General features: G+C 71.2%; 19 protein-coding genes. 5 read left to right on the top strand and 14 right to left on the bottom strand.

Translation table 11 applies throughout. From position 1 onward, the window contains the following. Positions 1-3 precede the first annotated feature (3 nt). Positions 4-645, top strand: a complete 642-nt coding sequence (locus NMK44_RS00720) for a TetR/AcrR family transcriptional regulator (protein WP_254737149.1) — start codon at positions 4-6, stop codon at positions 643-645. Positions 646-798: 153 nt separating this feature from the next. Here the strand turns inward: NMK44_RS00720 and NMK44_RS00715 are convergent, their stop codons facing one another. The 3 genes from NMK44_RS00715 to nrdR all read right to left on the bottom strand — a co-directional run bounded on the left by NMK44_RS00715 (position 799) and on the right by nrdR (position 5,190). After that, the gene (locus tag NMK44_RS00715) at positions 799-1,404 is read right to left on the bottom strand and encodes a YdbC family protein (protein ID WP_254737148.1); all 606 of its coding nucleotides are present in this window, start codon (positions 1,402-1,404) and stop codon (positions 799-801) included. A gap of 274 nt (positions 1,405-1,678) precedes the next feature. Continuing rightward, positions 1,679-4,555, bottom strand: coding sequence for a vitamin B12-dependent ribonucleotide reductase (locus NMK44_RS00710; protein WP_254737147.1), 2,877 nt, complete (start codon positions 4,553-4,555; stop codon positions 1,679-1,681). Between the two features lie 113 nt (positions 4,556-4,668). After that, positions 4,669-5,190, bottom strand: a complete 522-nt coding sequence (nrdR, locus tag NMK44_RS00705) for a transcriptional regulator NrdR (protein WP_254737146.1) — start codon at positions 5,188-5,190, stop codon at positions 4,669-4,671. 432 nt (positions 5,191-5,622) lie between these two features. Here nrdR and lexA point away from each other — a divergent pair, with 432 nt between their 5' ends. Continuing rightward, a complete protein-coding gene (lexA, locus tag NMK44_RS00700) occupies positions 5,623-6,423 on the top strand; it encodes a transcriptional repressor LexA (RefSeq protein WP_254737145.1) in 801 nt (266 codons plus the stop codon). 108 nt (positions 6,424-6,531) lie between these two features. On the opposite strand, the gene NMK44_RS00695 is transcribed toward lexA, so the two are convergent. The 4 genes from NMK44_RS00695 to NMK44_RS00680 all read right to left on the bottom strand — a co-directional run bounded on the left by NMK44_RS00695 (position 6,532) and on the right by NMK44_RS00680 (position 13,749). After that, positions 6,532-8,532: an ATP-dependent DNA helicase gene (locus NMK44_RS00695; protein WP_254737144.1), complete on the bottom strand. Its 2,001-nt coding sequence runs from the start codon at positions 8,530-8,532 to the stop codon at positions 6,532-6,534. A gap of 257 nt (positions 8,533-8,789) precedes the next feature. Next, complete coding sequence (locus tag NMK44_RS00690) at positions 8,790-9,491, bottom strand: GNAT family N-acetyltransferase (protein WP_254737143.1); 702 nt, start codon at positions 9,489-9,491, stop codon at positions 8,790-8,792. Positions 9,492-9,653: 162 nt separating this feature from the next. Further along, complete coding sequence (locus NMK44_RS00685; protein ID WP_428849354.1) at positions 9,654-11,717, bottom strand: IucA/IucC family protein; 2,064 nt, start codon at positions 11,715-11,717, stop codon at positions 9,654-9,656. 523 nt (positions 11,718-12,240) lie between these two features. After that, complete coding sequence (locus NMK44_RS00680) at positions 12,241-13,749, bottom strand: diaminobutyrate--2-oxoglutarate transaminase family protein (RefSeq protein WP_254737142.1); 1,509 nt, start codon at positions 13,747-13,749, stop codon at positions 12,241-12,243. 238 nt (positions 13,750-13,987) lie between these two features. Between NMK44_RS00680 and NMK44_RS00675 the strand changes: the two genes are divergently transcribed. Next, on the top strand, positions 13,988-15,160 hold the full coding sequence (locus NMK44_RS00675) for a trypsin-like serine peptidase (RefSeq protein ID WP_254737141.1): 1,173 nt from the start codon (positions 13,988-13,990) through the stop codon (positions 15,158-15,160). Positions 15,161-15,320: 160 nt separating this feature from the next. On the opposite strand, the gene hflX is transcribed toward NMK44_RS00675, so the two are convergent. The 6 genes from hflX to miaA form a co-directional block, all read right to left on the bottom strand. Then, positions 15,321-16,820, bottom strand: coding sequence for a GTPase HflX (gene hflX / locus NMK44_RS00670; RefSeq protein WP_254737140.1), 1,500 nt, complete (start codon positions 16,818-16,820; stop codon positions 15,321-15,323). Between the two features lie 125 nt (positions 16,821-16,945). Further along, complete coding sequence (locus NMK44_RS00665; RefSeq protein ID WP_254737139.1) at positions 16,946-18,604, bottom strand: M1 family metallopeptidase; 1,659 nt, start codon at positions 18,602-18,604, stop codon at positions 16,946-16,948. A 141-nt stretch (positions 18,605-18,745) separates the two neighbouring features. Next, complete coding sequence (locus tag NMK44_RS00660; protein WP_254737138.1) at positions 18,746-20,929, bottom strand: RelA/SpoT family protein; 2,184 nt, start codon at positions 20,927-20,929, stop codon at positions 18,746-18,748. A 136-nt stretch (positions 20,930-21,065) separates the two neighbouring features. Beyond that, the gene (gene dapF / locus NMK44_RS00655) at positions 21,066-21,989 is read right to left on the bottom strand and encodes a diaminopimelate epimerase (protein WP_254737137.1); all 924 of its coding nucleotides are present in this window, start codon (positions 21,987-21,989) and stop codon (positions 21,066-21,068) included. A gap of 97 nt (positions 21,990-22,086) precedes the next feature. Beyond that, positions 22,087-22,608, bottom strand: a complete 522-nt coding sequence (locus tag NMK44_RS00650; RefSeq protein WP_254737787.1) for a hypothetical protein — start codon at positions 22,606-22,608, stop codon at positions 22,087-22,089. Between the two features lie 108 nt (positions 22,609-22,716). Next, the gene (gene miaA, locus NMK44_RS00645) at positions 22,717-23,655 is read right to left on the bottom strand and encodes a tRNA (adenosine(37)-N6)-dimethylallyltransferase MiaA (protein ID WP_254737136.1); all 939 of its coding nucleotides are present in this window, start codon (positions 23,653-23,655) and stop codon (positions 22,717-22,719) included. 274 nt (positions 23,656-23,929) lie between these two features. Here miaA and NMK44_RS00640 point away from each other — a divergent pair, with 274 nt between their 5' ends. Together NMK44_RS00640 and NMK44_RS00635 are read left to right on the top strand one after the other, a co-directional pair. Beyond that, positions 23,930-24,091 (top strand): gliding motility protein, encoded by a 162-nt coding sequence (locus NMK44_RS00640; RefSeq protein WP_254737135.1) that lies wholly within the window; start codon positions 23,930-23,932, stop codon positions 24,089-24,091. A 24-nt stretch (positions 24,092-24,115) separates the two neighbouring features. Next, on the top strand, positions 24,116-24,400 hold the full coding sequence (locus NMK44_RS00635) for an antitoxin (protein WP_254737134.1): 285 nt from the start codon (positions 24,116-24,118) through the stop codon (positions 24,398-24,400). Positions 24,401-24,512: 112 nt separating this feature from the next. On the opposite strand, the gene NMK44_RS00630 is transcribed toward NMK44_RS00635, so the two are convergent. After that, on the bottom strand, positions 24,513-25,289 hold the full coding sequence (locus NMK44_RS00630) for a class III extradiol dioxygenase subunit B-like domain-containing protein (protein ID WP_254737133.1): 777 nt from the start codon (positions 25,287-25,289) through the stop codon (positions 24,513-24,515). Between the last annotated feature and the right edge of the window lie 131 nt (positions 25,290-25,420).

The following is a 25,420-nucleotide window of genomic DNA, read 5'->3' as shown; positions in this document are numbered from 1 at the left end:
CACTTGTCCGCAGAAGATGCCGCCACCTCACCGGGCACCATCCGGCCCGGAGGACGTACCGCCCGCACCCGCGCCGTCGTTCGCGACGCCGTCCTGACCGGACTCGCCGAGCACGGCTACCCCGGGCTCACCGTGGAGTACGTCGCCGAGCGCTCCGGCGTCCACAAGACGACGCTCTACCGGCGCTGGGGCAACGTCGAAGGGCTGGTGACGGACGCGCTCGACCTCGCGGGCGAGGACACCTGGACGCCCCCCGACACCGGAACGCTGGACGGCGATCTGCGTGCCCTGGCCCGCGAGGTCAACGACACGTTCGGCGACGCCTCGGCCGCGGTCGTTCCCACCGCCTTCATCGCGGCCGCGTTCCAATCCGAGCGCACGGCCGGGGCGCTGCACAGCTTCTACACGGAACGGTTCGCACGTTGCGAGGCCGTCGTGAAACGGGCGGTCGAACGGGGCGAGGCGCCGCCCGGCACCGATGCGGCAGCGGTCGTACGGGCCGTGTCCGCACCGCTGTTCCTCCGAGCGGTGATCACCCGGGAACCTCTCGGCGAAGAGCTCGCCGACCAGACGGCCGGAGCCGTCACCGCCGCGGTCAGGGCCGGAGCGTATCTCCCGGCCGCACCGGGAGGATCAGCCGGCTGAAGGCAATCAGCCGGCTTCCGGCCGGAGTCGGGCAGAGCCGCAGGACCGTCCACCGGGTCAGGCCGGGCGTCCGACTGCGACCGTGGGTCGGGGCGGTGCCGGGCGCCGGGTCCCGCCGGGGACCGGCCCGGGTGTCTCAGCGCATCGAGCCGGTCAGACCGTCCAGGCCGATACGACGCCCACCACATCACCCGCGATCGCGGCCACGTCCGCCTCGATCTGCGCACGCAGGCCCAGGCGCTCCACCCGCTCGGCCCGGTACTTCCCGTGCTCGGCGGCAGAATCCCACATCGACAGGGTGAGGAACTCGTTCCCCGGGGCCTCGCCGAACAGGCCGCGCAGCATCCCGGGAGACCCGGCCATCGCCGGGTTCCACACCTTCTCCTGCACCAGCGTGAAGTGCTCGACCCGCTCCGCGTGGACCCGGCAGTGCGCGACCCGCACCACGTCCACATCGGTGAACCGCGGCTCGAAACCGACCTTCACATCGAAGCGATGCTCGAACAGCCGGACCTGCATGTCCCGGTACGTCCCCGACTGCGAGGCCGCCAGCCGGTCGTGCGACCGCGCCATGAAGGAGTCGTAGAACGTCCGGCTCTCCCAGAACGAGAAAATGTGCGCCACATCGGAACGCCCCCGGCTCCAGCCGCCGCCCTGCCCCCGGAAACCCGGTTCCCCGGGCAACCCCGCCCACTTCCGCTGCCCCCGCTCGAAACCCGGACGGTCCACCACGGTGCAGCGAATCCACTTGACCAGCACCGCGCTATCCTACGGCCCCGCCGGTGGCCCGCATCACATGGCCAACCAACCGGCAGGCAGTGATGGTTCACCACCCCGAGTGCCGTATGCGCCCCTCTCACTACCTGTGCGCCCCCGGAGTCGGCCTCCAGAACGGCGCATCCCGTCGGCGCGGAAGTCCCTCGGGCGGAGTGAACGAGAACAAGGGGCGGTGGAGCCGGTCAACGGCTCCACCGCCCCTTGTCACATCAGGCCGCCGGGAGGGGGTCGGTCACCTCCCGGACAGGGTCCCGCGTCAGCTGCAACCGCTGGTAGAGCCGCAGCCCTCGCACAGGTAGCAGCTGCCCGCACGGCGCATCTTGGTGCCGCAGGAGAAGCACAGCGGCGCGTCGGCGTTCAGCCCCAGCTGCATCTCGACCAGCTCGGTCGAGCTGTGCGCCTCCTTCGGGGCGGAGGAAACGGCACGGGGTGCGGACGACGTGGTGGCCGCCGAAGCCTCCACCTGGCGCGGAGCCGACTGGGCCAGACCCTCGACGTCCACCTCGTCCTCGGGGGACTCGTACGAACCGGTCTCCAGGTGGCGCTGGCGCTCCTCGGCGGAGTGGATGCCGAGCGCCGAGCGGGTCTCGAAGGGCAGGAAGTCCAGCGCCAGGCGGCGGAAGATGTAGTCGACGATCGACTGTGCCATCCGCACGTCCGGGTCGTCCGTCATACCCGCCGGCTCGAAGCGCATGTTGGTGAACTTCGAGACGTAGGTCTCCAGCGGCACGCCGTACTGGAGGCCGACCGAGACGGCGATGGAGAAGGCGTCCATCATGCCCGCGAGGGTCGAGCCCTGCTTGGACATCTTCAGGAAGACCTCGCCCAGCCCGTCGTCCGGGTAGGAGTTGGCGGTCATGTAGCCCTCGGCGCCGCCCACCGTGAACGAGGTGGTGATGCCGGGACGGCCCTTGGGGAGGCGTCGGCGGACCGGACGGTACTCGATGATCTTCTCGGCCTCGGGCTCGGCCTGCTCGACGACCTTCTTCTCCTCCTCCTTCTTCTTGGCGGAGAGAGGCTGGCCGACCTTGCAGTTGTCGCGGTAGATCGCGAGCGCCTTCAGGCCGAGCTTCCAGCCTTCGAAGTAGACCTCCTCGATCTCCTCGACAGTGGCCGTCTCCGGGACGTTGACCGTCTTGGAGATCGCACCGGAGAGGAAGGGCTGCGCGGCGGCCATCATGCGCACGTGGCCCATGGCGGAGATCGAGCGCACGCCCATGGCGCAGTCGAAGACCTCGTAGTGCTCGGGCTTCAGGGCCGGGGCGTCGACGACATTGCCGTGCTCGGCGATGTGGGCGACGATCGCCTCGACCTGCTCGGGCTGGTAGCCGAGCCGCTTGAGCGCCTTGGGGACCGTGTTGTTCACGATCTGCATGGAGCCGCCGCCGACCAGCTTCTTGAACTTGACCAGCGCCAGGTCCGGCTCGACGCCCGTGGTGTCGCAGTCCATCATCAGGCCGATGGTGCCGGTGGGGGCCAGCACGGAGGCCTGGGCGTTGCGGAAGCCGTTCTTCTCGCCGAGGCGCAGCACGTCCTGCCAGGCCTCGGTGGCCGCCGCCCACACCGGGGTGTCCAGGTCGTCCATGCGCACCGCGGTGCCGTTGGCGTCCGAGTGCTGCTTCATGACGCGCTTGTGGGCATCCGCATTACGGGCGTAGCCGTCGTACGGGCCGACGACCGCGGCCAGCTCGGCGGAGCGCTTGTACGACGTGCCGGTCATCAGGGAGGTGATGGCTCCGGCCAGCGCGCGGCCGCCGTCGGAGTCGTAGGCGTGGCCGGTGGCCATCAGCAGGGCGCCGAGGTTGGCGTAGCCGATGCCCAGCTGGCGGTAGGCGCGGGTGGTCTCGCCGATCTTCTGGGTGGGGAAGTCGGCGAAGCAGATGGAGATGTCCATCGCGGTGATGACCAGCTCGACGACCTTGGCGAAGCGCTCGGCGTCGAAGGACTGGTTGCCCAGGTCGTCGTCGCGCAGGAACTTCAGGAGGTTGAGCGAGGCGAGGTTGCACGAGGAGTTGTCCAGGTGCATGTACTCGCTGCAGGGGTTGGACGCGGTGATCCGGCCCGACTCCGGCGAGGTGTGCCAGTGGTTGATGGTGTCGTCGTACTGGATGCCGGGGTCGGCGCACGCCCAGGCGGCCTCCGCCATCTTGCGGAAGAGACCCTTGGCGTCGACCTCCTCGATGACCTCACCATTCATCCGGCCGCGGAGGCCGAACTTCGAGCCGGTCTCGACGGCCTTCATGAACTCGTCGTTCACCCGGACCGAGTTGTTGGCGTTCTGGTACTGGACGGACGTGATGTCGTCGCCGCCCAGGTCCATGTCGAAGCCCGCGTCGCGCAGCGCGCGGACCTTCTCCTCCTCCTTCACCTTGGTCTCGATGAAGGCCTCGACGTCCGGGTGGTCCACGTCCAGGACGACCATCTTGGCCGCGCGGCGGGTGGCGCCGCCCGACTTGATCGTTCCGGCGGACGCGTCGGCGCCGCGCATGAAGGAGACCGGGCCGGAGGCGTTGCCGCCGGAGGAGAGCAGCTCCTTGGAGGAGCGGATGCGGGAGAGGTTCAGGCCGGCACCGGAGCCGCCCTTGAAGATCATCCCCTCTTCCTTGTACCAGTCCAGGATCGACTCCATGGAGTCGTCCACGGACAGGATGAAGCAGGCGCTGACCTGCTGCGGCTGCTTGGTGCCGACGTTGAACCACACGGGCGAGTTGAAGCTGAAGACCTGGTGCAGCAGGGCATAGGTCAGCTCGTGGTCGAAGATCTCCGCGTCGGCGGGCGAGGCGAAGTAGCCGTGCTTCTCGCCGGCCGCGCGGTAGGTGTGCACCACGCGGTCGATGAGCTGCCTCAGGCTCGCCTCGCGGTCCGGGGAGCCCACCGCACCACGGAAGTACTTGCTCGTGACGATGTTGACCGCGTTCACCGACCAGAATTCGGGGAACTCGACGCCGCGCTGCTCGAAGTTGACCGAGCCGTCGCGCCAGTTGGTCATGACGACGTCACGAGACGCCCACTCCACCTCGTCGTACGGATGTACGCCGGGTGTGGTGTGGATGCGCTCGATACGCAGACCCTTGCTCGCCTTGCTGCCCTTGGCGCGGGAGCCTCGTGCCGGGCCGCTCGTCGTCTCTGTCATTCCGCCTCCCTGTACGGGCGAAAACGCCCTGATGTGCCTATTTCTTCCCAGGCACGGTGTGTCTGTCTTCCACCCGGGCACGCACTGCGCCCCGGGTACGTCTGCGCCGCCGGTCAGTCGGCGGCGATGGCCGGCGCGGGGGCCTCCGCGGCCCCGTCGGCACCGGATCCGCGGTCGTGCGCGGGAGGCCGTTGCTGGTCACGCAGCTCCGTGACCGCCGCCTCGAAGTCCTCGAGCGAGTCGAAGGCGCGGTAGACGGAAGCGAAGCGGAGGTAGGCGACGAGGTCGAGCTCCTGGAGCGGGCCGAGTATGGCGAGCCCCACGTCATGAGTGGACAGCTCGGCGCTGCCGGTGGCGCGTACGGCTTCCTCCACCTGCTGGCCGAGCTTGGCGAGGGCGTCCTCGGTGACCGGGCGGCCCTGGCACGCCTTGCGCACACCCGAGATGACCTTGTCGCGACTGAAGGGCTCGGTGACCCCGCTCCGCTTGATCACCATCAGCGACGCGGTCTCCACGGTGGTGAAGCGACGCGAGCAGTCGGGGCACTGGCGGCGCCTGCGGATCGAACAACCGTCGTCCGTGGTCCGGCTGTCCACCACACGACTGTCGGGGTTCCTGCAGAAGGGGCAGTGCATGGCTCCGTACCCTCCCTCACCCTTATGAACGGCGCATGGCTGCATAGCCTCGACCGGACCGGAAGGCCCGGTGAAGCGGCCACAAGCATAGGCGAAAACCTCGGCGATGAATCACCAGGGACCACAACCTGTAGGCGGCTTGGGTCCATCAAACCACTAGATCTGGTGTCTGGCACTCAACAGGATCGGGTGGCGTGTCACAGTCCGGGAGCAGGCACGAGACTACGCGAGCCACCGCCCTCACGGATTCACGGGGGTCGGAGTGGGAGACTGGAGACCACCGGACGAGCTCCCGGAGACTCGGCCCATACACCCAATCCTGTGATCGCGTCAGCCGATCTACGAAATTTCACTCGAACGTGTGTTTGGCGCAACCTTTCGAAAGCAACTACCGTTGTCCAGCTAGGGAGAACATCTCGAGAGGGGCCCGTCGTGACCACCACCGCAGAGAGCACCACCATCACCACTCAGGAGCGCTCCCAGAGCAGGCTCGAACAGGCGCACGCGATGAACCAGACGCCCACCATGAACGACGCCACGAACCCGGAGGGCCAGAAGCCCTCCCGTGCCCTACCCGGACGACCTCCAGGCATCCGGGCGGACAGCTCTGGGCTGACCGACCGGCAGCGCCGCGTCATCGAGGTCATCCGCGACTCTGTGCAGCGACGCGGCTACCCGCCGTCCATGCGGGAGATCGGTCAGGCGGTGGGGCTCTCCAGCACCTCCTCCGTGGCCCATCAGCTGATGGCTCTGGAGCGCAAGGGCTTTCTGCGGCGGGACCCCCACCGCCCCCGGGCCTACGAGGTCCGCGGCTCCGACCAGCCCAGCGCACAGCCGACCGACACCACCGGCAAGCCCGCCGCCTCCTATGTGCCGCTCGTCGGCCGGATCGCGGCCGGTGGCCCGATCCTCGCCGAGGAGTCGGTCGAGGACGTCTTCCCGCTCCCCCGGCAGCTGGTCGGTGACGGCGAGCTGTTCGTCCTCAAGGTGGTCGGCGACTCCATGATCGAGGCCGCCATCTGCGATGGCGACTGGGTGACGGTGCGCCGTCAGCCCGTCGCCGAGAACGGGGACATCGTCGCCGCGATGCTCGACGGCGAGGCCACGGTGAAGCGCTTCAAGCGTGAGGACGGCCATGTGTGGCTCCTCCCGCACAACGCCGCGTACCAGCCGATCCCGGGCGATGAGGCGACCATCCTGGGCAAGGTCGTCGCCGTGTTGCGGCGCGTCTGACGCGACGGATCGAGGTGCACCCCTAGCGTGCCCAACGACCGGGCCCCGGGACCACTGCGCCGGTTCCGGGGCCCTGCTGTGCTCAGCGACAGAGCACGGCAGCCCTGGTCATGCCCCGTCGGCCTTGGCCGCGGCATCGATGGCGGCCAGCGAGCGGCGCACCTGGTTGCGGTCGGTGGTGTACCAGAAGTCCGGCATGGACTTCCGCAGGAACGAGCCGTAGCGCGCCCGCTCGACCCGGGGGTCCAGGACGGCGACGATGCCACGGTCCCCGGACGCGCGGACCAGCCGTCCCGCACCCTGCGCCATCAGCAGCGCGGCGTGGGTCGCCGCGACGGCCATGAAGCCATTGCCCCCGGCTTCCTCCACCGCCTTCTGACGGGCGCTCATCAGGGGGTCGTCAGGACGGGGGAAGGGCACCCGGTCCATGACCACCAACTGACAGCTGGGGCCCGGCACATCGACTCCTTGCCAGAGGGAGAGGGTGCCGAACAGGCAGGTCTTCGCATCGGCGGCGAATGCCCGGATCAGCTCGCCGAGAGTCTCCTCGCCCTGGAGCAGGATCGGCACGTCCAGACGACCCCGCAGCTCCTCGGCCGCCGCCTGCGCAGCCCGCATCGACGAGAACAGCCCGAGGGTGCGCCCACCGGCGGCCTCGACCAGCTGGGTGAGTTCATCGAGCATGTCGGAGCGGCTGCCCTCCCGGCCGGGCTGCGCCAGATGCTTGGCGACGTAGAGGATCCCCTGCTTCGCGTAGTCGAACGGTGAGCCGACATCGAGGCCCTTCCAGCGCGGGGCGACGTCCCCCTCACCCTCGGGGTCCTGGGGGCTCTCGGGCTTGAGGCCCAGGGACGCGGCCACACCGTTGAAGTCCCCGCCGAGTTTGAGCGTGGCGGAGGTGAGCACCACCGAGCGGTCCTCGAACAGCTTCTCCCGGAGCAGCCCCGAGACCGAGAGCGGGGCGACGCGCAGCGAGGCCCCGAAGCGGTCATGGCGCTCGTACCAGACCACGTCGAACTCGGAACCCTCCACGATCCGCTCGGCCACCTGGAGGATGCTCTCCACCGAGCCGAGGGCCTGCTTCCGCACGGCGTCCTCGTCCTGGACGGAGGAGTCCCGGGTGGTGCCCAGTGCCGAGATGACCGTGCGCGACGCGTCGCGGAGCGCCATGAGGGCGTAGCCGAGATCTTCCGGGATCTCCTCGAGACGGCCGGGCAGGGCCAGCTCCATCAGACGCTCGAAGGTCTCCGCGGCGGTCTGCAGGGCATCCGCCGCCTTCTCGTTGACCAGCTTGGCGGCACGCCGCACCGCGCGGTTGACCTGGCCCGGGGTGAGCTCGCCGGTGGCGACGCCGGTGACGCGGGAGACCAGCTCATGGGCCTCGTCGACGATCAGCACCTCATGACCGGGCAGCACGGGTGCGCCCTCGATGGCGTCGATGGCGAGGAGGGCGTGATTGGTGACGACGACCTCGGCCAGCTTGGCCCGCTCACGGGCGGCCTCGGCGAAACACTCCGCCCCGTAGGCGCATTTGGACGCGCCCAGACATTCCCTGGAGGTCACGGAGACCTGTGACCAGGCACGGTCGGAGACGCCAGGGGTGAGGTCGTCGCGATCACCCGTCTCGGTCTCATCGGCCCAGTCGCGCAACCGCAGCAGGTCCTTGCCCAGCTTGCTGGTGGGCGCCGCGGCCTCGAAGGGGTCGAACAGACCGGCCTCGTCGGCGTCCTCCTGCGGCACTCCCTCGTGGAGACGGTGAAGACACAGGTAGTTCGAACGGCCCTTGAGCATCGCGAACTCGGGGCGCCGGCGCAGCAGCGGGTGCAGTGCCTCGACGGTGCGGGGCAGGTCGCGCTCGACGAGCTGGCGCTGGAGGGCGAGGGTCGCCGTGGCGACGACGACCCGCTCGCCCTGGGCGAGCGCGGGAACGAGATAGCCGAGCGACTTACCGGTGCCGGTGCCCGCCTGCACCAGCAGATGGGAGCTGTCGTCGATCGCCTCCGCCACGGCTTCGGCCATAGCGGTCTGGCCAGGGCGTTCGGTGCCGCCGACAGCGGTGACGGCGGCATGGAGCAGGTCGGCGAGGGGAGGCGAGGACGATTCAGTCATAGGGCTGCCAGCCTACGGGGCACCACCGACATCGCTCTCCCCAGTCCGCTCGGTGACCGATGGATCCGGACGGGCTTTTCGCGGAGGCGGAACGGAATCGGCGTGAGCGGTGTATCAGAAGCAGAGACGCACAGCGGAACCGATGCGTCACAGGAAGTCACCGGATGTGGGAGGGCGACGCTGATCATGGAAGGCAACCCGGGTGAAGGCGGAGCACGAAGTACGGATCAGGGCAGGGCGGATCAGAGAAGGGCTGATCAGAGGAGGTGGCGCAGGGCACGGTCGCGGAGCATCAGGGCCGCGCGCTTGCCCGGGAGTTCCACCTCCGCTGAGAAACGGAAACCCGCTCCGAGGAAGGCCGCGATAGAGGGGGTGTTGCGCAGATCCGGCTCGGCCACGACGCGGGCGCAGGACGGGCGGTGGTCGAGGACGAGATCGGCGGCAGCGCGCAGCAGTGTGGTGCCCAGACCCTGGCCTCGATCGCTGACCCTGCCGATGAGGAGATGGATCCCGGTGTCATGCGGCCGGGCCGGGTAGTACCGGGAGAGCGGATCGAGATCGGCGCGGTACAGCTCCCAGTAGCTCATGGGCACCCCGTCGAGGACGCCCAGGCAGGGCACGCTCCGGCCGTCACCGTCGAGCTGGCCGCCCAGGTGGCTCGCGGTGGCCTCGTCGGGACCGTCCAGCTCCCAGAAGGCGGCGACGGCGGGGTCGTTCATCCACTGGGCGATCAGCCGGAGGTCACGCCCGATGCGCACGGGGACGAGCTGGAAGGCGCCCGCCGAGGTGCTGGTGGGGCCCCACCCGGAGATCTGGTCCAGCAGGTCCGGACGGCTGTCGGTCTCCGCCCCGGCGAGGTGCCTGTCACCGAGGTGTGCGGCGTCCTCTTCTTCCTGGCGCAGCCGCAGGTCGATGGTGTCGTCGGTCTCGGAGCTCGTGGTGGAGTCGGTGTGCGGCACGGCGACGCTCTCCTCTCATGGGTCTCAGGCTCGTGGTGGTTCTCCGGCACGGCGCGGCGAGCGTGATGCGGTGCGGCCATGGCCGTGGGGCTGGGTGCGAGGGCGTGTCCGTGGGTGCGCTGCGAAGGGAGTTGGTGGCGAGACGCTTGTCGCTCGGGGACGTCATGGCACAGGCAGGACAGCGGCGGCGGCCGATACGGCAAGGGGGTTGGTGATGGTGACGTAGACCGACTGGGTATCCACCGGGCCCACGAGTTCGTCCAGGCCGTGCAGCCGGGTGTGGAGATTGGCCTTGCAACGAAGGGTGGGTGTGTCGAGGAGCCGTGCGGGCAGTGGCGAGCGGGTTCGGTCGGGACCGGACGCCGCGGCGCCGAGGAAGCGGCGGAACGCGGCCAGCAGGACGGGCTCGTCCACGAGGCGCTGTGATCCGAACGCCCCGATCAGACCGAGGACATTGTTGATACCGAGGTAATAGGCGAACCGCTCGTCGGTGACCTCGTCGGAGACGAAGGTGTCGCTGCGGTCCCCGATACCGGGCAGCCGTCGTTGGAGTTCGGAGCGCCGGGACTCACGGAAGTAGTAGCCCTGGTTGTCCCGGTAGCGGCCGCCGACGGGCCAGCCGTCGGGGTCGAGCAGCACCAGCGTGTTCTGCTGATGGGCTTCCAGCGCGATACCGGCCTCTCCGTCCAGCCAGAGCACGGGGCGTACGACCGTGTGCAGATAGCGCAGGAACCACTCGGCGGCGACGGCCTCACCGGAGCGGCCGGTGCGGGCGGCGAGTCGGGCCACGAGGTGGGCGAGCCGGGAGCGCATCACCGGCTGGCCCGGCCAGGGCCGGAGGGCGATCAGTCCGGCGACGCACACCGCGTCGTCGCCCGGCCCGAACGGGTTGTGCCGGATGGCGACATCGATTCCGGTCAGCGGTTCACCGTCCGGCCCGTCGACCGCGAGCCAGGCGGGGTCCCTGACGATGTCGAAGCCGGGGAAGCCGGGGAAGGCCGCCCGCCACTGCTCGGCCAGTCCGCTGCGGAGCAGCCGATGGACCTCCACACCACGGTGGAGCTCCTTGCGCAGGTTCTCACGACGGGAGTTGGTGATCCGGAGACCGAGGGAGAGTTTGAGCATCGCGGGCGCACCGGGCCGGTACACGGTGCGCACCGAGGACGTGGGGCTCCAGTGGGCGCCTGAGGGCCCCAGGTCATGCAGTACGCCCGCGGCGAAGAGTTCGGTGACGGCGGGGCGGTGCCTGATCTCACGGGCCTGCCAGGGATGAAGGGGCAACGGAATGGTTCCGGGCGGAAGTTGAAGGCCATTGTCCGCGAGGGAGAGGGCCAGTCGCTCGGCGGGGACGGTCCGGCCCCGCTCCGTCCAAGCCGATTCGCAGACCAGCGCCGATCGGTCCACCGCGATCCAGTGCAGGGGAAAGGAACCGTGCGACTCCGGTGAGCAGAGCGACGATTCGCTGTCGGAGAGGCCCTCGCGGCTCTTCGGGGTGGGATGGAGGGGGTGACCGAGGACGAGGGACTGCTCCGCGCTGAGAAAGGGGGTGTGCACACCGGGGTCGGCCGGTACGGCTCGACGGTGGGCGAGGAAGGCGGCGGTGCGCCGTACGGAATCCGCGACCCGCCCGACGAGTTCGGTGCCGTCCGCGTCGGGGTCGTCCCGGCGAGCGCCATAGGCGGCTTCACGGGTGAGCAGCGCCGCTAGGGTCACCGCGCCGACGGAAGGTGCGTCATGGGGACCATGCTCCAGCACCGGCGGCCCGAAGCGGTGCCATCCGGTGGGCGACCAGTAGCGCACGGGGACGAGCAGGACGGTTCCGCTCGCGGCGAGGGGGATGCGGAGCGTGCCGCCGTCGGGGCATGAGGCGCCCTTCTCCCGGACCCAGCAGCGCAGCAGGTTCTCGACCCCCGCCGCGTCGGCCGCGACCTGTGGATCGGGGTCGTCGAGCAGGTCGGGAGCCACCACCGGGAGGCAGCCGGAGGCGGGCAGGCTTCGGCCGCCGGGACGCAGGGCGCTCGGGCGCGGAGCGAGGGGTGCCAGGGACGGGGGTCCGGACGGGGACGGGGACGGGGGCACCTGGGAGCTTCGGCCTGGAGCACCCGGCTCCTGGCGCGGCAGTGTCCCCGCCGCCACCCCCGGGTTCGCGGAAGACGGTGATCCGGGCACGGGAGGCAGAACGAGGGCCGGGGGCGGCACCGCGGTGGGCGGCGTCGTGAGCGGCACGGGTGGCGGCGGTGACGCGGTGGTCCGCGCTGTGGAGGGAATCGCGGCTCCCTCCCCCACCGTCCGCGCGACGGAGGACGGCAGAACCACCGGCGGCACGGCGACCGCCGGCCCCCCGGCACGCGGCCCCTCCGTCCCCGGCCCCTCGGATCGCGCCCCGTCGGCTCCCGGCCCACCGCCGGCTGACTCTCCGGTGCCCGACGCTCCTGCGGGCGGCGCTCCTGCTGGAGAGCCCTCCGCTGCACCACCGTGGGGCGGAGGGATCGCCGCGGTCACTGTCCCCGTCAGGGCTGGCTGTGCCGGTGGGACGGGCCGGGTGGGACGGCGGTCCGGGGCATCGCGGCCGGTCGAGGGTCCGGCCTCTGGTTCCGGCTGGGGTCCCGGCTGGGAAGGAAGGGGGTCTCCCCCGAGGGAGTGCGGCATGGTGGGTTCGGCTCGGGCATCACGTCGGTCGGTCCGTGGGCCCGGTGCCTGCCTCCTTCGCTGGTGCGGTGGGGGTGCGGGAGTACGGGTGCGGGATGTGTCACCGGTGGTCGCCGACGAACGGCGATGCGACGGGAGGCCGTTCGGAACCGGGGCCGAGGCCAGAGCCAGGGCCGAGGCCAGGGGCTCCGGCGGTGCGGATCGCGGCGTCGAGGGCGTCGGCGAGCCGGTCGAGCACCGCTTCGGCCTGTTCGTCGGTGATGGTCAGCGGCGGAAGGAGGCGGATCACCGCGCTGTGGCGGCCACCCAGTTCGACGATCAGGCCACGCTGCAGACACTCCTGCTGGACTGCCGCCGCGAGCATCGGCGCGGCGGGCCGGGCCCCGGGACGGCCGCTCCCCGGCCGCGCGGCTTCGGGCCGTTCCGCTGCAAGCTGTTCGGCTGCAAGCTGTTCGGCCTCGGGGTCGACCAGCTCGAGGCCGATCATGAGGCCACGGCCGCGGACGTCGCCGATATGGGGGTAGCGCTCGGCGAGTTGGCGCAGACGGTGCAGCATGCGCTCACCGAGGGCGGCGGCGCGCTCCGCGAGCCGGTTCTCCCGTACGTATGCGAGGGTCGCCGCACCGGCAGCCATGGCCAGCTGGTTGCCGCGGAAGGTGCCCGCGTGAGCGCCCGGACGCCAGGCGTCCAGCGCCTCGTGGTAGACGACGACGGCCAGCGGCATGCTGCCGCCGATGGCTTTCGACAGCACCATCACATCGGGCACCACACCGCTGTGCTGCACCGCCCAGAAGGCACCGGTGCGCCCGACGCCGGTCTGCACCTCGTCCACGATCAGCGGGATGGAACGGGCCGCGGTGATGTCCCGCATCCGCCGGAGCCAGCCGTCCGGGGCGGGGATCACACCGCCCTCGCCCTGCACCGGTTCCAGGATCATCCCGGCCGGGGTGCCCACCCCGCCCTTGGGGTCGTCGACGAGCCGTTCGGTCCAGCGCGCCGAGAGCTCCGCGCCGTACTCCCCGCCCACACCGAAGGGACAGCGGTAGTCATAGGGGAAGGGCAGCCGGGTCGTGCTCACCGAAGGGGCGCCGCCGGACGCGGCCAGCGCTCCGGCTGTCATTCCGTGGTAGGCACCGGAGAAGGCCAGCAGTCCGTCCCGGCCGGTGGCGGTCCGCACCAGCTTGAGGGCGGCCTCGACCGCGTCCGTGCCCGCCGGGCCGCAGAACTGCACCCGTGCATGGCGGGCGAGTCCGGGCGGCAGAGTGCTGAACAGCTCCTCGGTGAAGGCGTCCTTGACCGGTGTGGCCAGGTCCAGGACCTGGAGCGGCGCACCCGAGTCCAGCACGCCCCGGATGGCCTCCAGCACCACCGGGTGGTTGTGGCCCAGCGCCAGGGTCCCCGCGCCGGAGAGACAGTCGAGATAGCGGTGGCCGTCGGCTCCCTCGATCGTCAGCCCCCGCGCACGCACCGGCACGATGGGCAGTGCCCGCGCATAGGTGCGGGCGGCGGACTCCCGCAGTGCCTGGCGCCGCAGAATGCCCTGGGCTCCACTTCCGGTGCCGCCGGGCCCATCCGGCAGGGGAATCGGCGGGAGCTCGGTCACGGCCATGACTCACGGTCCTCCTGCTGCTGAACGCCCTCCGACAGTCCCCCGTACGTACCAACGACGGGTCAGCCCCGGGATCACGGGCTGACCGAAGATCCTTGCCGTACGGGAACCACGGACCCGCCTTCAGCCGTCGTAGGCGGCACCGGCATAGTGGGAGACCATCCCGCCGTCGGGGCGGTGCATGACAAGTCCACACCGGGCGCAGAGCAGCTCAGAACATTCAGGGGGAGTTCCACCGATGCCATCCACACGCCGACCCGCGCTGGCCGTGGCCGCCGTCACCGCCGTACTGGCGCTGACCGCCACCGCCTGCGACTCGTCGGACGACACGACCGAGTCCAAGGCACCGGCATCGTCGGGCCAGGAGAGCACGGGTGACATCAAGCTGCCCGACAACCTCAACGACAGGCTCAAGAACCTCGGCGTCGACCTCGACGAGTGGAAGAACGGCGCCTGGAACAAGTGGAACAAGGACGACTGGCTGCGCGAGGCCGGTGACTTCATCAACCCGATCATCAAGGGTCTGTGGAAGCCGGACCGGATGCGGGACGCGCAGGAGCCCGATCAGCCCGTCGACGACGGTGACATCGACGACCAGGGTGTGACCGACCCGGACCCGAAGCCGGTCACGGCCAAGGAGGTCAGTCACCCCTACAGCGGCAAGGTCCCCTACGCGGGCAAGGTCTTCTTCGACAGCCCCGAGGGTTCGATGGTCTGCTCCGCGACCGTGGTCAAGGACCCCGCGCACCCCGGCAAGTCCAACATGGTGTGGACCGCGGGCCACTGTGTCCACGCGGGCAAGGGCGGCGGCTGGTACAAGAACCTGATGTTCGTGCCCTCCTACAACGACGCCGGTAAGTCGGCGGCCGAGCTCAAGAACGCCACCAAGGAAGAGCTCGCGCCGAAGGGCGTCTGGTGGGCCGACTGGGCGCAGACCTCCTCGCAGTGGATCGACAACGGCGCCGCGGTCGGCGGCAAGGGCGCTCCCTACGACTTCGCGGTGATCCACGTGAAGCCGGAGAACAGCGGCGGCAAGTCGCTGGAGGAGACGGTCGGCGGCGCGCTGCCGGTCGACTTCAACGCCCCGGCGGTGAAGTCCATCAAGAACATCACGGCCACCGGTTACCCGGCAGCTCCGCCGTTCGACGGCCAGAAGATGAACCAGTGCGCGGACAAGCCGGGCCGGTTGTCCCTGGACGCCAAGCAGCCGACCATGTTCCGCATCGGCTGCACGATGACCGCCGGTTCGTCCGGCGGCGGCTGGGTCGCCACCGGCTCCGACGGAAAGCCCGCGCTGGTGTCCAACACCTCCATAGGCCCGTCCAACGCCACCTGGCTGGCCGGTCCGCACCTCGGCCCCGAGGCCAAGGGCGTCTACAACGCGGTGAGCAAGAAGTTCGCGAACCGCTGACCCGCGGCATCCGGTGAGCGGGTAGGCGCGTGGCGGGCCCCCTCGCCACACGCCTACCGGCCGCTCCCCGGCGCAGCGCATTAGCCACACGGGCGAGGGCCCGCCCCCGGAAGATCCGGGGGCGGGCCCTCGTCGTAGCGGAGAGCGGGGAGCGGGGAGGCTACTGCGACGCGGACGCCGCCGGCGCGTACCGCTTCAGCTCGGCCGCCAGCTCCTCGTGCACCCGCGCCCTGAGCAGCGTGCCCTCCGCGGTGTGCTCCTCGGAGATCACCTCACCGTCGGCATGCGTACGCGAGACCAGCTTGCCCTCTGTGTAGGGCACCAGGGCCTCCACCTCGACCTGCGGCCGCGGCAGCTCCTCGTCGATCACGGCGAGCAGCTCGTCGATGCCCTGCCCCGTGCGGGCCGACACCGCCATCGCCCGCCGTTCCAGACGCAGCAGCCGCTGGAGGACCAGCGGATCCGCCATATCCGCCTTGTTGATCACCACGATCTCGGGCACCTCGACGGCGCCCACCTCGCGGATCACCTCACGCACGGCGGCCAGCTGCTCCTCCGGCGCCGGATGCGAACCATCCACCACATGCACGATCAGATCGGCGTCGCCGACCTCCTCCATGGTGGAGCGGAACGCCTCCACGAGGTGGTGCGGCAGATGGCGTACGAACCCGACGGTGTCCGCCAGGGTGTAGAGCCGCCCGCTGGGCGTCTCCGCCCGCCGCACGGTCGGGTCCAGGGTGGCGAACAGCGCGTTCTCCACCAGGACGCCCGCCCCGGTCAGCCGGTTGAGCAGCGAGGACTTACCCGCGTTGGTGTATCCGGCGATGGCGACCGAGGGGACCTTGTTCCGCCGGCGCTCCTGCCGCTTGATGTCACGGCCGGTCTTCATCTCGGCGATCTCGCGGCGCATCTTCGCCATCTTCTCGCGAATGCGGCGCCGGTCCGTCTCGATCTTGGTCTCACCGGGACCACGGGTGGCCATACCGCCGCCCGAGGAGCCGGAGCCACCACCACCCATCTGCCGGGACAGCGACTGACCCCAGCCGCGCAGCCGCGGCAGCATGTACTGCATCTGCGCGAGGGAGACCTGCGCCTTGCCCTCTCGGGACTTGGCGTGCTGGGCGAAGATATCGAGGATCAGGGCGGTGCGGTCGACCACCTTGACCTTGACGACGTCCTCGAGGTGGATCAGCTGGCCGGGGCTCAGCTCACCGTCGCAGACGACGGTGTCGGCGCCGGTCTCGATCACGATGTCGCGCAGTTCCTCGGCTTTGCCGGAGCCGATGTACGTGGCCGGATCCGGCTTGCCACGGCGCTGGATGACCCCGTCGAGCACCAGCGCGCCCGCGGTCTCCGCAAGGGCTGCCAGCTCGGCCAGGGAGTTGTCCGCGTCGTGGATCGTGCCGGACGTCCAGACGCCGACCAGCACCACGCGCTCCAGGCGCAGCTGCCGGTACTCGACCTCGGTGACGTCCTCGAGCTCCGTGGAGAGTCCCACCACGCGCCGCAGTGCGGCACGCTCGGAGCGGTCGTACTGATCGCCGTCACGCTCCTCGTCTATCGCGTGACTCCAGGCGACGTCCTCTTCCATCAGGGCGTCGGCCCGAAGGCTCTCGGCGGTGCGCTGCCGGTCCTGCGGAAGGGAAGAGGAGTGGGTCAATGGAATCCTTACGTCGTGGGACATTCTCTCTCGACAACGCGTGACGGGGCCGCGGGATTCCCGCGTCCGGTCGCGTCGCCGACCCATCGATGGTCCCACGGGGTGGCCGGGGCGTCACTCGGGTTTCACGGGCGGACGCGGGGCGCGGCGCCCCCGTGCCCCCGCCCGACCCCGTCCCCCACTCCGGTTCCGCCCGCCGCCCCCGCCCCGGTTCCGGGCCCCGTACGCACCTTCCGGCCCGCCTTGGCGTCCGTCCCCGTCCCCGTCCCGGTCCTCGGCGCGGCCTTCCACGTCGGACGGCCCGGCATCGGCGGTGTCTTCGTCCCGTACAGCCAGGGGTTCAGGAATCCGGCCACGTCCCGGCCCGCCACCTCCGAGGCGAGACGCGTGAAGTCCGAGGTGGAGGCGACTCCGTCCCGGTGCCGGATCACCCACTGCCGCTCCAGCCGTTCGAACGCCTCCCGCCCGATGTGCTGCCGCAGCGCGTAGAGGACCAGGGCGCTGCCGTCGTAGACCACCGGGCGGAAGATGCCGATCTGCTGGCCGGGTTCGGCGGGTCTGGGCGCGGCGGGCGGCCCTCCGGCGGCGCGCCAGCCGTCGGACTGCCGGTACGCCTCGCGCATCCGCCGCTCCAGGCTCGCCTTGCCCCGCTCGTCCGCGTAGAGCGCCTCGTACCAGGTGGCGTGTCCCTCGTTGAGCCACAGGTCCGACCAGCGGCGCGGGGCGACGCTGTCCCCGAACCACTGGTGCGCCAGCTCATGCACCATGATCGATTCGAGGTACCAGCGGGGCAGGCCGTGGCCGGTGAACAGACCGCGCTCGAACAGCGACAGCGTCTGTGTCTCCAGCTCGAAGCCGGTACTGGCGCCCGCGATCAGCAGACCGTAGGTCTCGAAGGGGTACGGTCCGGCCTTCCGCTCCATCCAGGCCAGCTGCCCCGGGGTGCGCGCCAGCCAGGGCTCCATCCGCTTCCGGTCCGCGGCGGGCACGACGTCGCGCACCGGCAGTCCGTGCGGCCCAGTGCGGCGCAGGACGGCGGAGCGTCCGATGGAGACCTGGGCCAGCTCGGTGGCCATGGGGTGGGCGAGGCGGTACGCCCAGGTGGTGCGCGCCCCCTTGCGCACCCGCTCCAGCGGCAGGCCGCCCGCCACCACCGTCAGGTCGCGCGGGGCGGTGACCCGGATGGTGAACCGGGCCTTGTCGGACGGATGGTCGTTGCAGGGGAAGACCCGGTGGGCGGCGTCCGCCTGGTTGGCCATGGCGAGACCGTCGCGGGTGCGGACCCAGCCGCCGTTCGCCGTGTCGCGCGGATCGCTGGTGTGCCGGACGGTGACCTCGAAGGCGTCGTCCGCGCCGATCGGCTCGGTGGGAGTGATCACCAGGTCCTCGTCGGCGGTGGTGAAGCGGGCCGGGGCACCGTTGACCCGGACGGAGCGCACCCTGCCCTCGGCGAAGTCGAGATTGATGGTGGGCAGCGAGGTGGTGGCGCGCGCGGAGATCGTGGTCACGGCGCCCAGCGGACGGTTCGCGCGCCGGTAGTCGAAAGCGAGGTCGTACGCGGAGACGTCGTACCCGGGGTTTCCGAGGTTCGGGTACAGCGGATCACCGATGCCCAGGGCCCTCGGTCCCCGGGAGTCCCCCCGGCCCGATGCCGTGATCCGGCCCACCGCGGAGGACGGACCGAGCGCGATCAGCGCGGCGGCCACCGAGACGGCCGCGAGGGCGGTCCTGCCGCGCCCGGATCGGGGCGAGGGCCGCGGGCGTCGCCCCGGGGAATGGCTCATGCCCTACGGCTACCAGCGCCCCGGCACGGGCGCAGTTCCACCGGACCCGGATCCACCCGAAGGAGTTGCGGAAAGCCGCGGAGCCCGGGAACACGGGGGCACGGGCGCGGAGGGGCGGGGTCCGGTCGTGGAGGGGTGCGGTCAGGAGCGTGTGCCCGCCATGCTCCGGCTCTCGCGCGTCACGTCGTAGACGCCGGGTACGTTGCGCATCGCCCGCATCAGCACCGGCAGCCGCCCCGCGTCGGAAAGCTGGAGCGTGTAGGTGTGCCGGACCCGCTGCTCACGGGGCGGCTCGACGGCGGCGGCGACCACCTCGGCGCCCTCGGCGGCGATGGCCTCGGTGAGGTCGGCGAGCAGATGCGGACGGCTGAACGCCTCGGCGAAGAGAGTGACGCGGTAGTCCCCGCTTCCCTCGCTGTCGCCCTCGTCCGCCCACCGCACCCCGACGGTCCTGCGCCCGGCCGCGATCATCCGCCCCACGCCCGAGCACTGCTCACGGTGGACGGTCACGGCTCCGCCGCGCACCGCGAACCCGGTGACCGTGTCCGGCGGCACCGGGGTACAGCAGCGGGCGAGCCGTACGGTGGCGCCGGGCAGGTCGACGACGATGCCCGCCTCACGGCGTCCGGCGCCGACCGCCGTGGTGACCACCCCGGCGGTCGGGGACACCGTGTCCTGCTCACCGTCGGCCTGCTGTTCCCCGCCGCGGTCCCGGGGCTGCTGGGTCTGCTGCTCGGGGTGGGCCGGATGGGCGGCCAGCCAGCGGTTGATGGCGATGCGCGCGGCGGGGGTACGGGCGTGGTCCAGCCACTTCGGCGACGGACCGTGCGAGGCCGCGTCCTTGGTGTCCGGGGCCATCAGCAACTGGAGCGTGTCACCGTCGCGCAGCACCGTGCTGAGCGTCGCGATGCGGCCGTTGACCCGGGCGCCGATACAGCCGTGGGCGTCCTCGCCGAACTGGGCGTACGCCGCGTCCACACAGCTGGCGCCCGCGGGCAGACCGAGGGTGCCCCCGTCGGACCGGAAGACGGTGATCTCCCGGTCCTGGGCGAGGTCGTCGCGGAGCGAGGTCCAGAAGATGTCCGGATCGGGGGTGGCGCTCTGCCAGTCGAGGAGCCGGGACAGCCAGCCGGGGCGGGTGGGGTCGGCCCGCTCGCCCTCCGGGGCGTCGGCGGTGTCGCTGGGGGCGTAGGGATTGCCGAGGGCGATCACCCCGGCCTCCGCCACCAGGTGCATCTGGTGGGTGCGGATGAGGATTTCGGCCACATCGCCGCCGCGCCCGGCGACCGCCGTGTGGAGCGACTGGTAGAGGTTGAACTTGGGGACGGCGATGAAGTCCTTGAACTCCGAGATGACCGGAGTGAAACAGGTGTGCAGTTCGCCGAGGACCGCGTAGCAGTCGGCGTCCTCGGCGACGAGAACCAGCAGCCGCCCCAGATCGGCGCCGGTCAGTTCGCCGCGTTTGCGCCCGACCCGGTGCACGGATACGAAGTGCCGTGGCCGGACCAGGACTTCGGCGCTGATGCCCGCCTCCTGCAGTACCCCGCGTACGTCCTCCGCGGCGCGGGCCAGCGGGTCGGGGCGGCCGGCGTGGGTCTGGAGGAGCTCACGGGTGCGGGTGTACTCCTCGGGGTGGAGGATGGCGAAGACCAGATCCTCCAGCTCGGTCTTGAGCGCCTGGACACCGAGCCGTTCGGCGAGCGGGATCAGCACATCGCGGGTGACCTTCGCGATGCGGGCCTGTTTCTCGGGGCGCATCACACCGAGGGTGCGCATGTTGTGCAGCCGGTCGGCGAGTTTGATGGACATCACCCGGACGTCGTTGCCGGTGGCGACGAGCATCTTGCGGAAGGTCTCGGGCTCGGCCGCCGCCCCGTAGTCGACCTTCTCCAACTTGGTGACACCGTCGACGAGATAGCGCACCTCCTCGCCGAACTGCTCCCCCACCTGATCGAGGGTCACCTCGGTGTCCTCGACCGTGTCGTGGAGCAGAGACGCCGTCAAGGTCGTGGTCTCCGCGCCCAGTTCGGCCAGGATCAGCGTGACGGCGAGCGGATGTGTGATGTACGGCTCACCACTTTTCCGCATCTGACCGCGGTGGGAGGACTCGGCGAGGACATACGCCTGGCGCAGAACGTCCAGATCCGCGCCCGGATGATGGGCACGATGAACCTTGGCCACATGCTCGATCGCGTCCGGCAGCCGGCCGCGGGCCGTCGGCCCCAGCAGGGCCGCCCGGCTGAACCTGCGGAGATTGCGCAGGTCGATGCGGGGGAGGCCGCGCCTGCGGCCGAGAGCGGCGTGATCGGTGGCCTCTGCGCTCATGGGCACCTCCGGCGGCGTCGAGCGTCAACCGGCGTGGGCACTCCCCCGGGGCCGGTGCTTGATGCTATCGAGCCCATCACGCACGGCCGACCGGCTCTCGCCCAGAGTGAAACGGATCACCCATTCGAGGGAGGTGTCAGCCGAGGGCCGTGTCCAGCCAGGCGGCGTCGAACTCCCCCTCGGCGACGATCACGGCAGGGCCGGTCATCTCCACCGTACCGTCAGGCCGCTCGCTGATGACAAGGCGCCCTCCGGGCACGTCCACGGTGTAGGTGACGGGGTGTCCGGTGACCGCGGGGTCAACTCCGTCGCGGCGCGCGGCGGCCACCATCACGGCGCAGGCGCCGGTACCGCAGGAGCGGGTCTCACCGGAGCCGCGCTCGTGCACCCGCAGGGCGACGTGCCGGGGGCCGCGGTCCACGACGAACTCGACGTTGGTGCCGTGCGGATAGGCCGCGGCGGGGCTCACGGCGGGTGCGGTGAACAGGTTTCCGGCGTGGCCGAGGTCCTCGACGAACGCGACGGCGTGCGGATTGCCCATGTTCACGTGGCGGGCGGGCCAGCTGCGCTCGCCGACCGTGACGGTGATCGCGCCCTCGGGGCCCGGCTCGGGCAGCAGGGCCTTGCCCATGACGACGGTGACCGCGCCCTCGCCGTCCCCGGCGGCCCCGTCCGTACTGTCAGATGCCTTGGCGATGTGGACGTGGCGCAGTCCGGCCCGGGTCGCGATCGTGAGGTCGCCCTCCTCCGCGAGCCCGGCCCGCTGGAGGTAGCGGGCGAAGACGCGCACGCCGTTGCCGCACATCTCGGCGATGCTGCCGTCGCTGTTGCGGTAGTCCATGAACCACTCGGCCCGGTCGGCCATCTCCCGCGCCTCGGGGTGCGCCGAGGACCGCACGACGCGGATCAGCCCGTCGGCACCGACTCCGGCGCGGCGGTCGCAGATCCGGGCGGCGGCGGCCGGGGACACGTCGAGGTGCCCGTCCGGATCGGGGACGATGACGAAGTCGTTCTCGGTGCCGTGCCCCTTGAGGAAGGGCAGCCGGGGCGTGGTGCTCATCCCTCGATCCTACGGGTGCGCCCCGGACGGCGTCGCCCGGCGCCCGACGGGCGGACACGGCAGCGGCCGGGCCCCGGTGCGGCGGGCCGGACACGCCCTAGCGGAGGCGGGCGACCCGCCAGAACGTGAGCGCGGCGAGCACTGCCACGATCCCCACGTAGAGCAGCACGAAGCGCCAGTCGGGGCGGCGGCCGGAGCCCCGGGGCGGCAGACCGGGCCAGGTGTAGCCCACCCGGCGGGCCGCCATCAGGCCCCAGCCCGCGGCGCAGCAGCTGAGCAGCAGCCCGAGCATGGCCACCACCGCCCCGCCGTCGCCGAACTCGAAGGCGAGCGGGAAGGCGAACATCAGCGAGCCGAGGATGCCCAGGCCGACGATGGGCGCGAGCTGCCAGACCCGCAGTCTGCGCGGCGGACGGAGGTCACTGAAGGACTCCTCGGACACCGGCTCACCGGAGTCGTCGAGAACCGGATCGCCGAGCATCGCGTCGTCGAGGGCCGGATCGCCGAGGACCGGGGCTCCCGGCTCGATCGGCCCGGCGTCATCGGGACCGTCCGTGGTCAGTGGCCGCGGGTCGCCGAGCGGCGCCTGCTGTGATGCGTCACGAGGGCCGGCCTCCATCGCCACACGCCCTCCCAACTCCAGACACCGCGGCACGATCGGAGCTCGATGATGGCATGCCCGCGGGGGGCCGAATGACGAGCGGAGCGTCCCGATGCCATCACGTGATCAGGCTGTGACCGCCCGTTCAACCAACGCGAGCGCGCTCGGCAGCAGTTCCGCGCGCCGCTCGACAGCACCGCTGAGCCAGTGCACCCGCGGGTCCCGGCGGAACCAGGAGTCCTGGCGACGGGCGAACCGCTTGGTGGCACGCACCGTCTCGGTCCTCGCCTCGCCCTCGGTGCACTCCCCCGCGAGAGCGGCGAGCACCTGCTGGTAACCCAGCGCCCGGGAGGCCGTACGCCCCGACCGCAGCCCGAGCTCCTCCAGCCGACGGACCTCCTCCACCAGACCGGCTTCCCACATTCGGTCCACCCGCAGGGCGATCCGCTCATCGAGCTCGGGCCGCTCGACGTCGACCCCGATCTGGAGGGTGTCGTAGACGGCCTCATGGCCCGGCAGATTGGCGGTGAAGGGACGTCCGGTGATCTCGATGACCTCCAGCGCCCGCACCACCCGGCGGCCGTTGCTGGGCAGGATCGCCCGCCCGGCCTCGGGGTCGGCGGCCGCGAGCCGGGCGTGCAGGGCTCCCGGGCCGTGCTCCTCGAGCTCGGCCTCCAGCCGGGCCCGGACCGCGGGGTCGGTGCCCGGGAAGTCGAGCGCGTCGATGGCACCGCGGACGTACAGGCCGGAGCCGCCGACCAGGACCGGGGTACGGCCCTCGGCGAGCAGCCGGTCCATTTCCGCGCGGGCCAGCCGCTGGTACTCGGCGACACTGGCCGCCTGGGTGACGTCCCAGATGTCCAGGAGCTGGTGCGGCACCCCCTGCCGCTCCTCCTCCGTCAGCTTGGCGGTGCCGATGTCCATGCCGCGGTAGAGCTGCATGGAGTCGGCGTTGACGACCTCGCCGTCGAGGTGTCGGGCAAGAGCGACGCCCAGATCGGACTTTCCGGCCGCGGTGGGGCCGACGACGGCGATGACTCGCGGCGGGTGGCCTGCTGTATTCACCGCACCAGTCTCCCAAACCCCCGAGGGGTTCCTCGAACGAGCGACGTGACGGGACACCGCCGGGTTCGTTGCCTGTTGCGAGATTCCTAGGACCGGAACGGGGAAACCGGTCTCCGCGAGCGCTGCAATGGGACGCTCCGAGCGGCACGGGATTTCGCCCACACGAGTAGGCTATGGAGTAGATATGGGCGTGTTTTCCAGGTTTCGTCGTAGGTCGAAGGAGGCGGGGCACTCGTCCGAGGGGGCGCCATCCGAGAAGACCACGGCCGACCCCGTGACGGCGGAGCCCGAGTCCGGGACGGCCGCCGCCGAGGAGACGGCGGAGGCGGTGCGGAGCGAAGAGGAGACCGTGGCGAGCGAGGGTGCCGGGATCCCCAAGCAGCTGTCGGCCGAGGAATCGGCGGACAGCGAGGCCGGCGAGAACGCCCGCACCTAGCCATTCGATGAGGGAAGGTGGCCCATGGGCCTGATGGACAATCTCAAGGCCAAGGCCGGTGCCATGAAGGGCAAGGCCGGCAGCTTCGCGCAGCAGCACGAGGAGAAGATCGAGCGCGGGCTGGAGAAGGCCGCCAAGACGGTCGACTCCAAGACCAAGGGCAAGTACACCGGCAAGATCGAAACCGGCACGGGCAAGGCGAAGGACGCCCTGAACCGCCTCTCCCGCATGGATGAGCACGAGCACAAGGAAAAGGGCCGAAGCGACGACCAGGGCGGGGGCAAGACCTCCGGCGGCGAAGGGGTCTGACCCCCGCCCGCCCGGTTCCCGCCGGTGCGCGGCCGCGGAGCACCACGCCCCGTGGCCGCGCCCGCGCGCGCCCGGAGCAGCGCCCGGCCCGGCGTCCGGCTGCGGACCGGGGCTAGGACCAGTCGGCCACGAAGTACCCCACGCCGTACGGCGCCTCGTCATACCGCAACTCCCCCTTCAGCGCCGCCCCCTCACCCGCCCCCGCGAGCACGTGCAGCGGCGCGCGACCGGCTGCCTTGAGCTCCTCCGCCAGCTCCTCGTCCAGCGCGGCCAGGGCCGCGGGGTCGGCCGACCCCAGCGCCCGCGCCACCGCGGCGTCGAATGCCGCGGCCCGCTCGTCGAGATAGCCCGGGGCCTTCAGCGTCCGGCATGCGCTGCCATCGGCCATCACCAGCAGCGCCAGCCGCTCCGCCCCCGCGGCGAGCTCCCTTCCGACTTCTTTACACCGCTCGGCCGCGAGAGGTTCCCCCACACCCAGCCCCTCGACCGGCACGGCGCCGTCCCACCCCGCGTGTTCCAGGAGCCAGGCACCGACGGCGAGCGACGGCGGCAGCGTCCGCCGCTGGTCGGAAGCGGTATCCGGAACGGCGTCCGAGGCGGTATCCGGGACGGCGTCCGGGAACGCATCCGGTACGGCCCGGCCACCCAGCCGTACCTCGAGATCCACTCCGAAGCCGCGGAAGGAGCCGCCCGCGCCCTGGGGGTGGGTGCCCCGCCCCGCCGGGCCGGCGGGCCCGACCACGATCAGCCGCTCCGGCCGTGCCGCCGCGACCACCGCGATGGCCTCGGCGCACGCCGCGCGCAGTGGGTCCAGCTCGGGAGCGGCCCCGGCGGCGACCTCGGGCACCAGGAGGGGCGGGCACGGGCAGACGGCGGCGGCGATCAGCATGATCGGCAGCCTATCCGGCGGGTCCGCGCGGCGAGGCCGCGTGCGCAAGCCCTCGGCCACCCCGGACCGGTGTCCCGGACCCCTCGCGTACGGGATCCGGTATGCCCGGCCCGCCGCTTCGCGAACGCGTT

The sequence above is a fragment of the Streptomyces cucumeris genome, from assembly GCF_024295805.1.
GTDB lineage: Bacteria > Actinomycetota > Actinomycetes > Streptomycetales > Streptomycetaceae > Streptomyces > Streptomyces cucumeris.
This window is presented reverse-complemented; position numbering and strand designations above follow the sequence as displayed.

Coding starts and splice junctions, on each gene's coding strand:
- NMK44_RS00710 (WP_254737147.1), bottom strand. CDS start 4,555: ATGACAGAGACGACGAGCGGCCCGGCACGAGGCTCCCGCGCCAAGGGC.
- nrdR (WP_254737146.1), bottom strand. CDS start 5,190: ATGCACTGCCCCTTCTGCAGGAACCCCGACAGTCGTGTGGTGGACAGC.
- NMK44_RS00695 (WP_254737144.1), bottom strand. CDS start 8,532: ATGACTGAATCGTCCTCGCCTCCCCTCGCCGACCTGCTCCATGCCGCC.
- NMK44_RS00680 (WP_254737142.1), bottom strand. CDS start 13,749: ATGGCCGTGACCGAGCTCCCGCCGATTCCCCTGCCGGATGGGCCCGGC.
- NMK44_RS00675 (WP_254737141.1), top strand. CDS start 13,988: ATGCCATCCACACGCCGACCCGCGCTGGCCGTGGCCGCCGTCACCGCC.
- NMK44_RS00665 (WP_254737139.1), bottom strand. CDS start 18,604: ATGAGCCATTCCCCGGGGCGACGCCCGCGGCCCTCGCCCCGATCCGGG.
- NMK44_RS00660 (WP_254737138.1), bottom strand. CDS start 20,929: ATGAGCGCAGAGGCCACCGATCACGCCGCTCTCGGCCGCAGGCGCGGC.
- dapF (WP_254737137.1), bottom strand. CDS start 21,989: ATGAGCACCACGCCCCGGCTGCCCTTCCTCAAGGGGCACGGCACCGAG.
- NMK44_RS00650 (WP_254737787.1), bottom strand. CDS start 22,608: ATGGAGGCCGGCCCTCGTGACGCATCACAGCAGGCGCCGCTCGGCGAC.
- NMK44_RS00635 (WP_254737134.1), top strand. CDS start 24,116: ATGGGCCTGATGGACAATCTCAAGGCCAAGGCCGGTGCCATGAAGGGC.
- NMK44_RS00630 (WP_254737133.1), bottom strand. CDS start 25,289: ATGCTGATCGCCGCCGCCGTCTGCCCGTGCCCGCCCCTCCTGGTGCCC.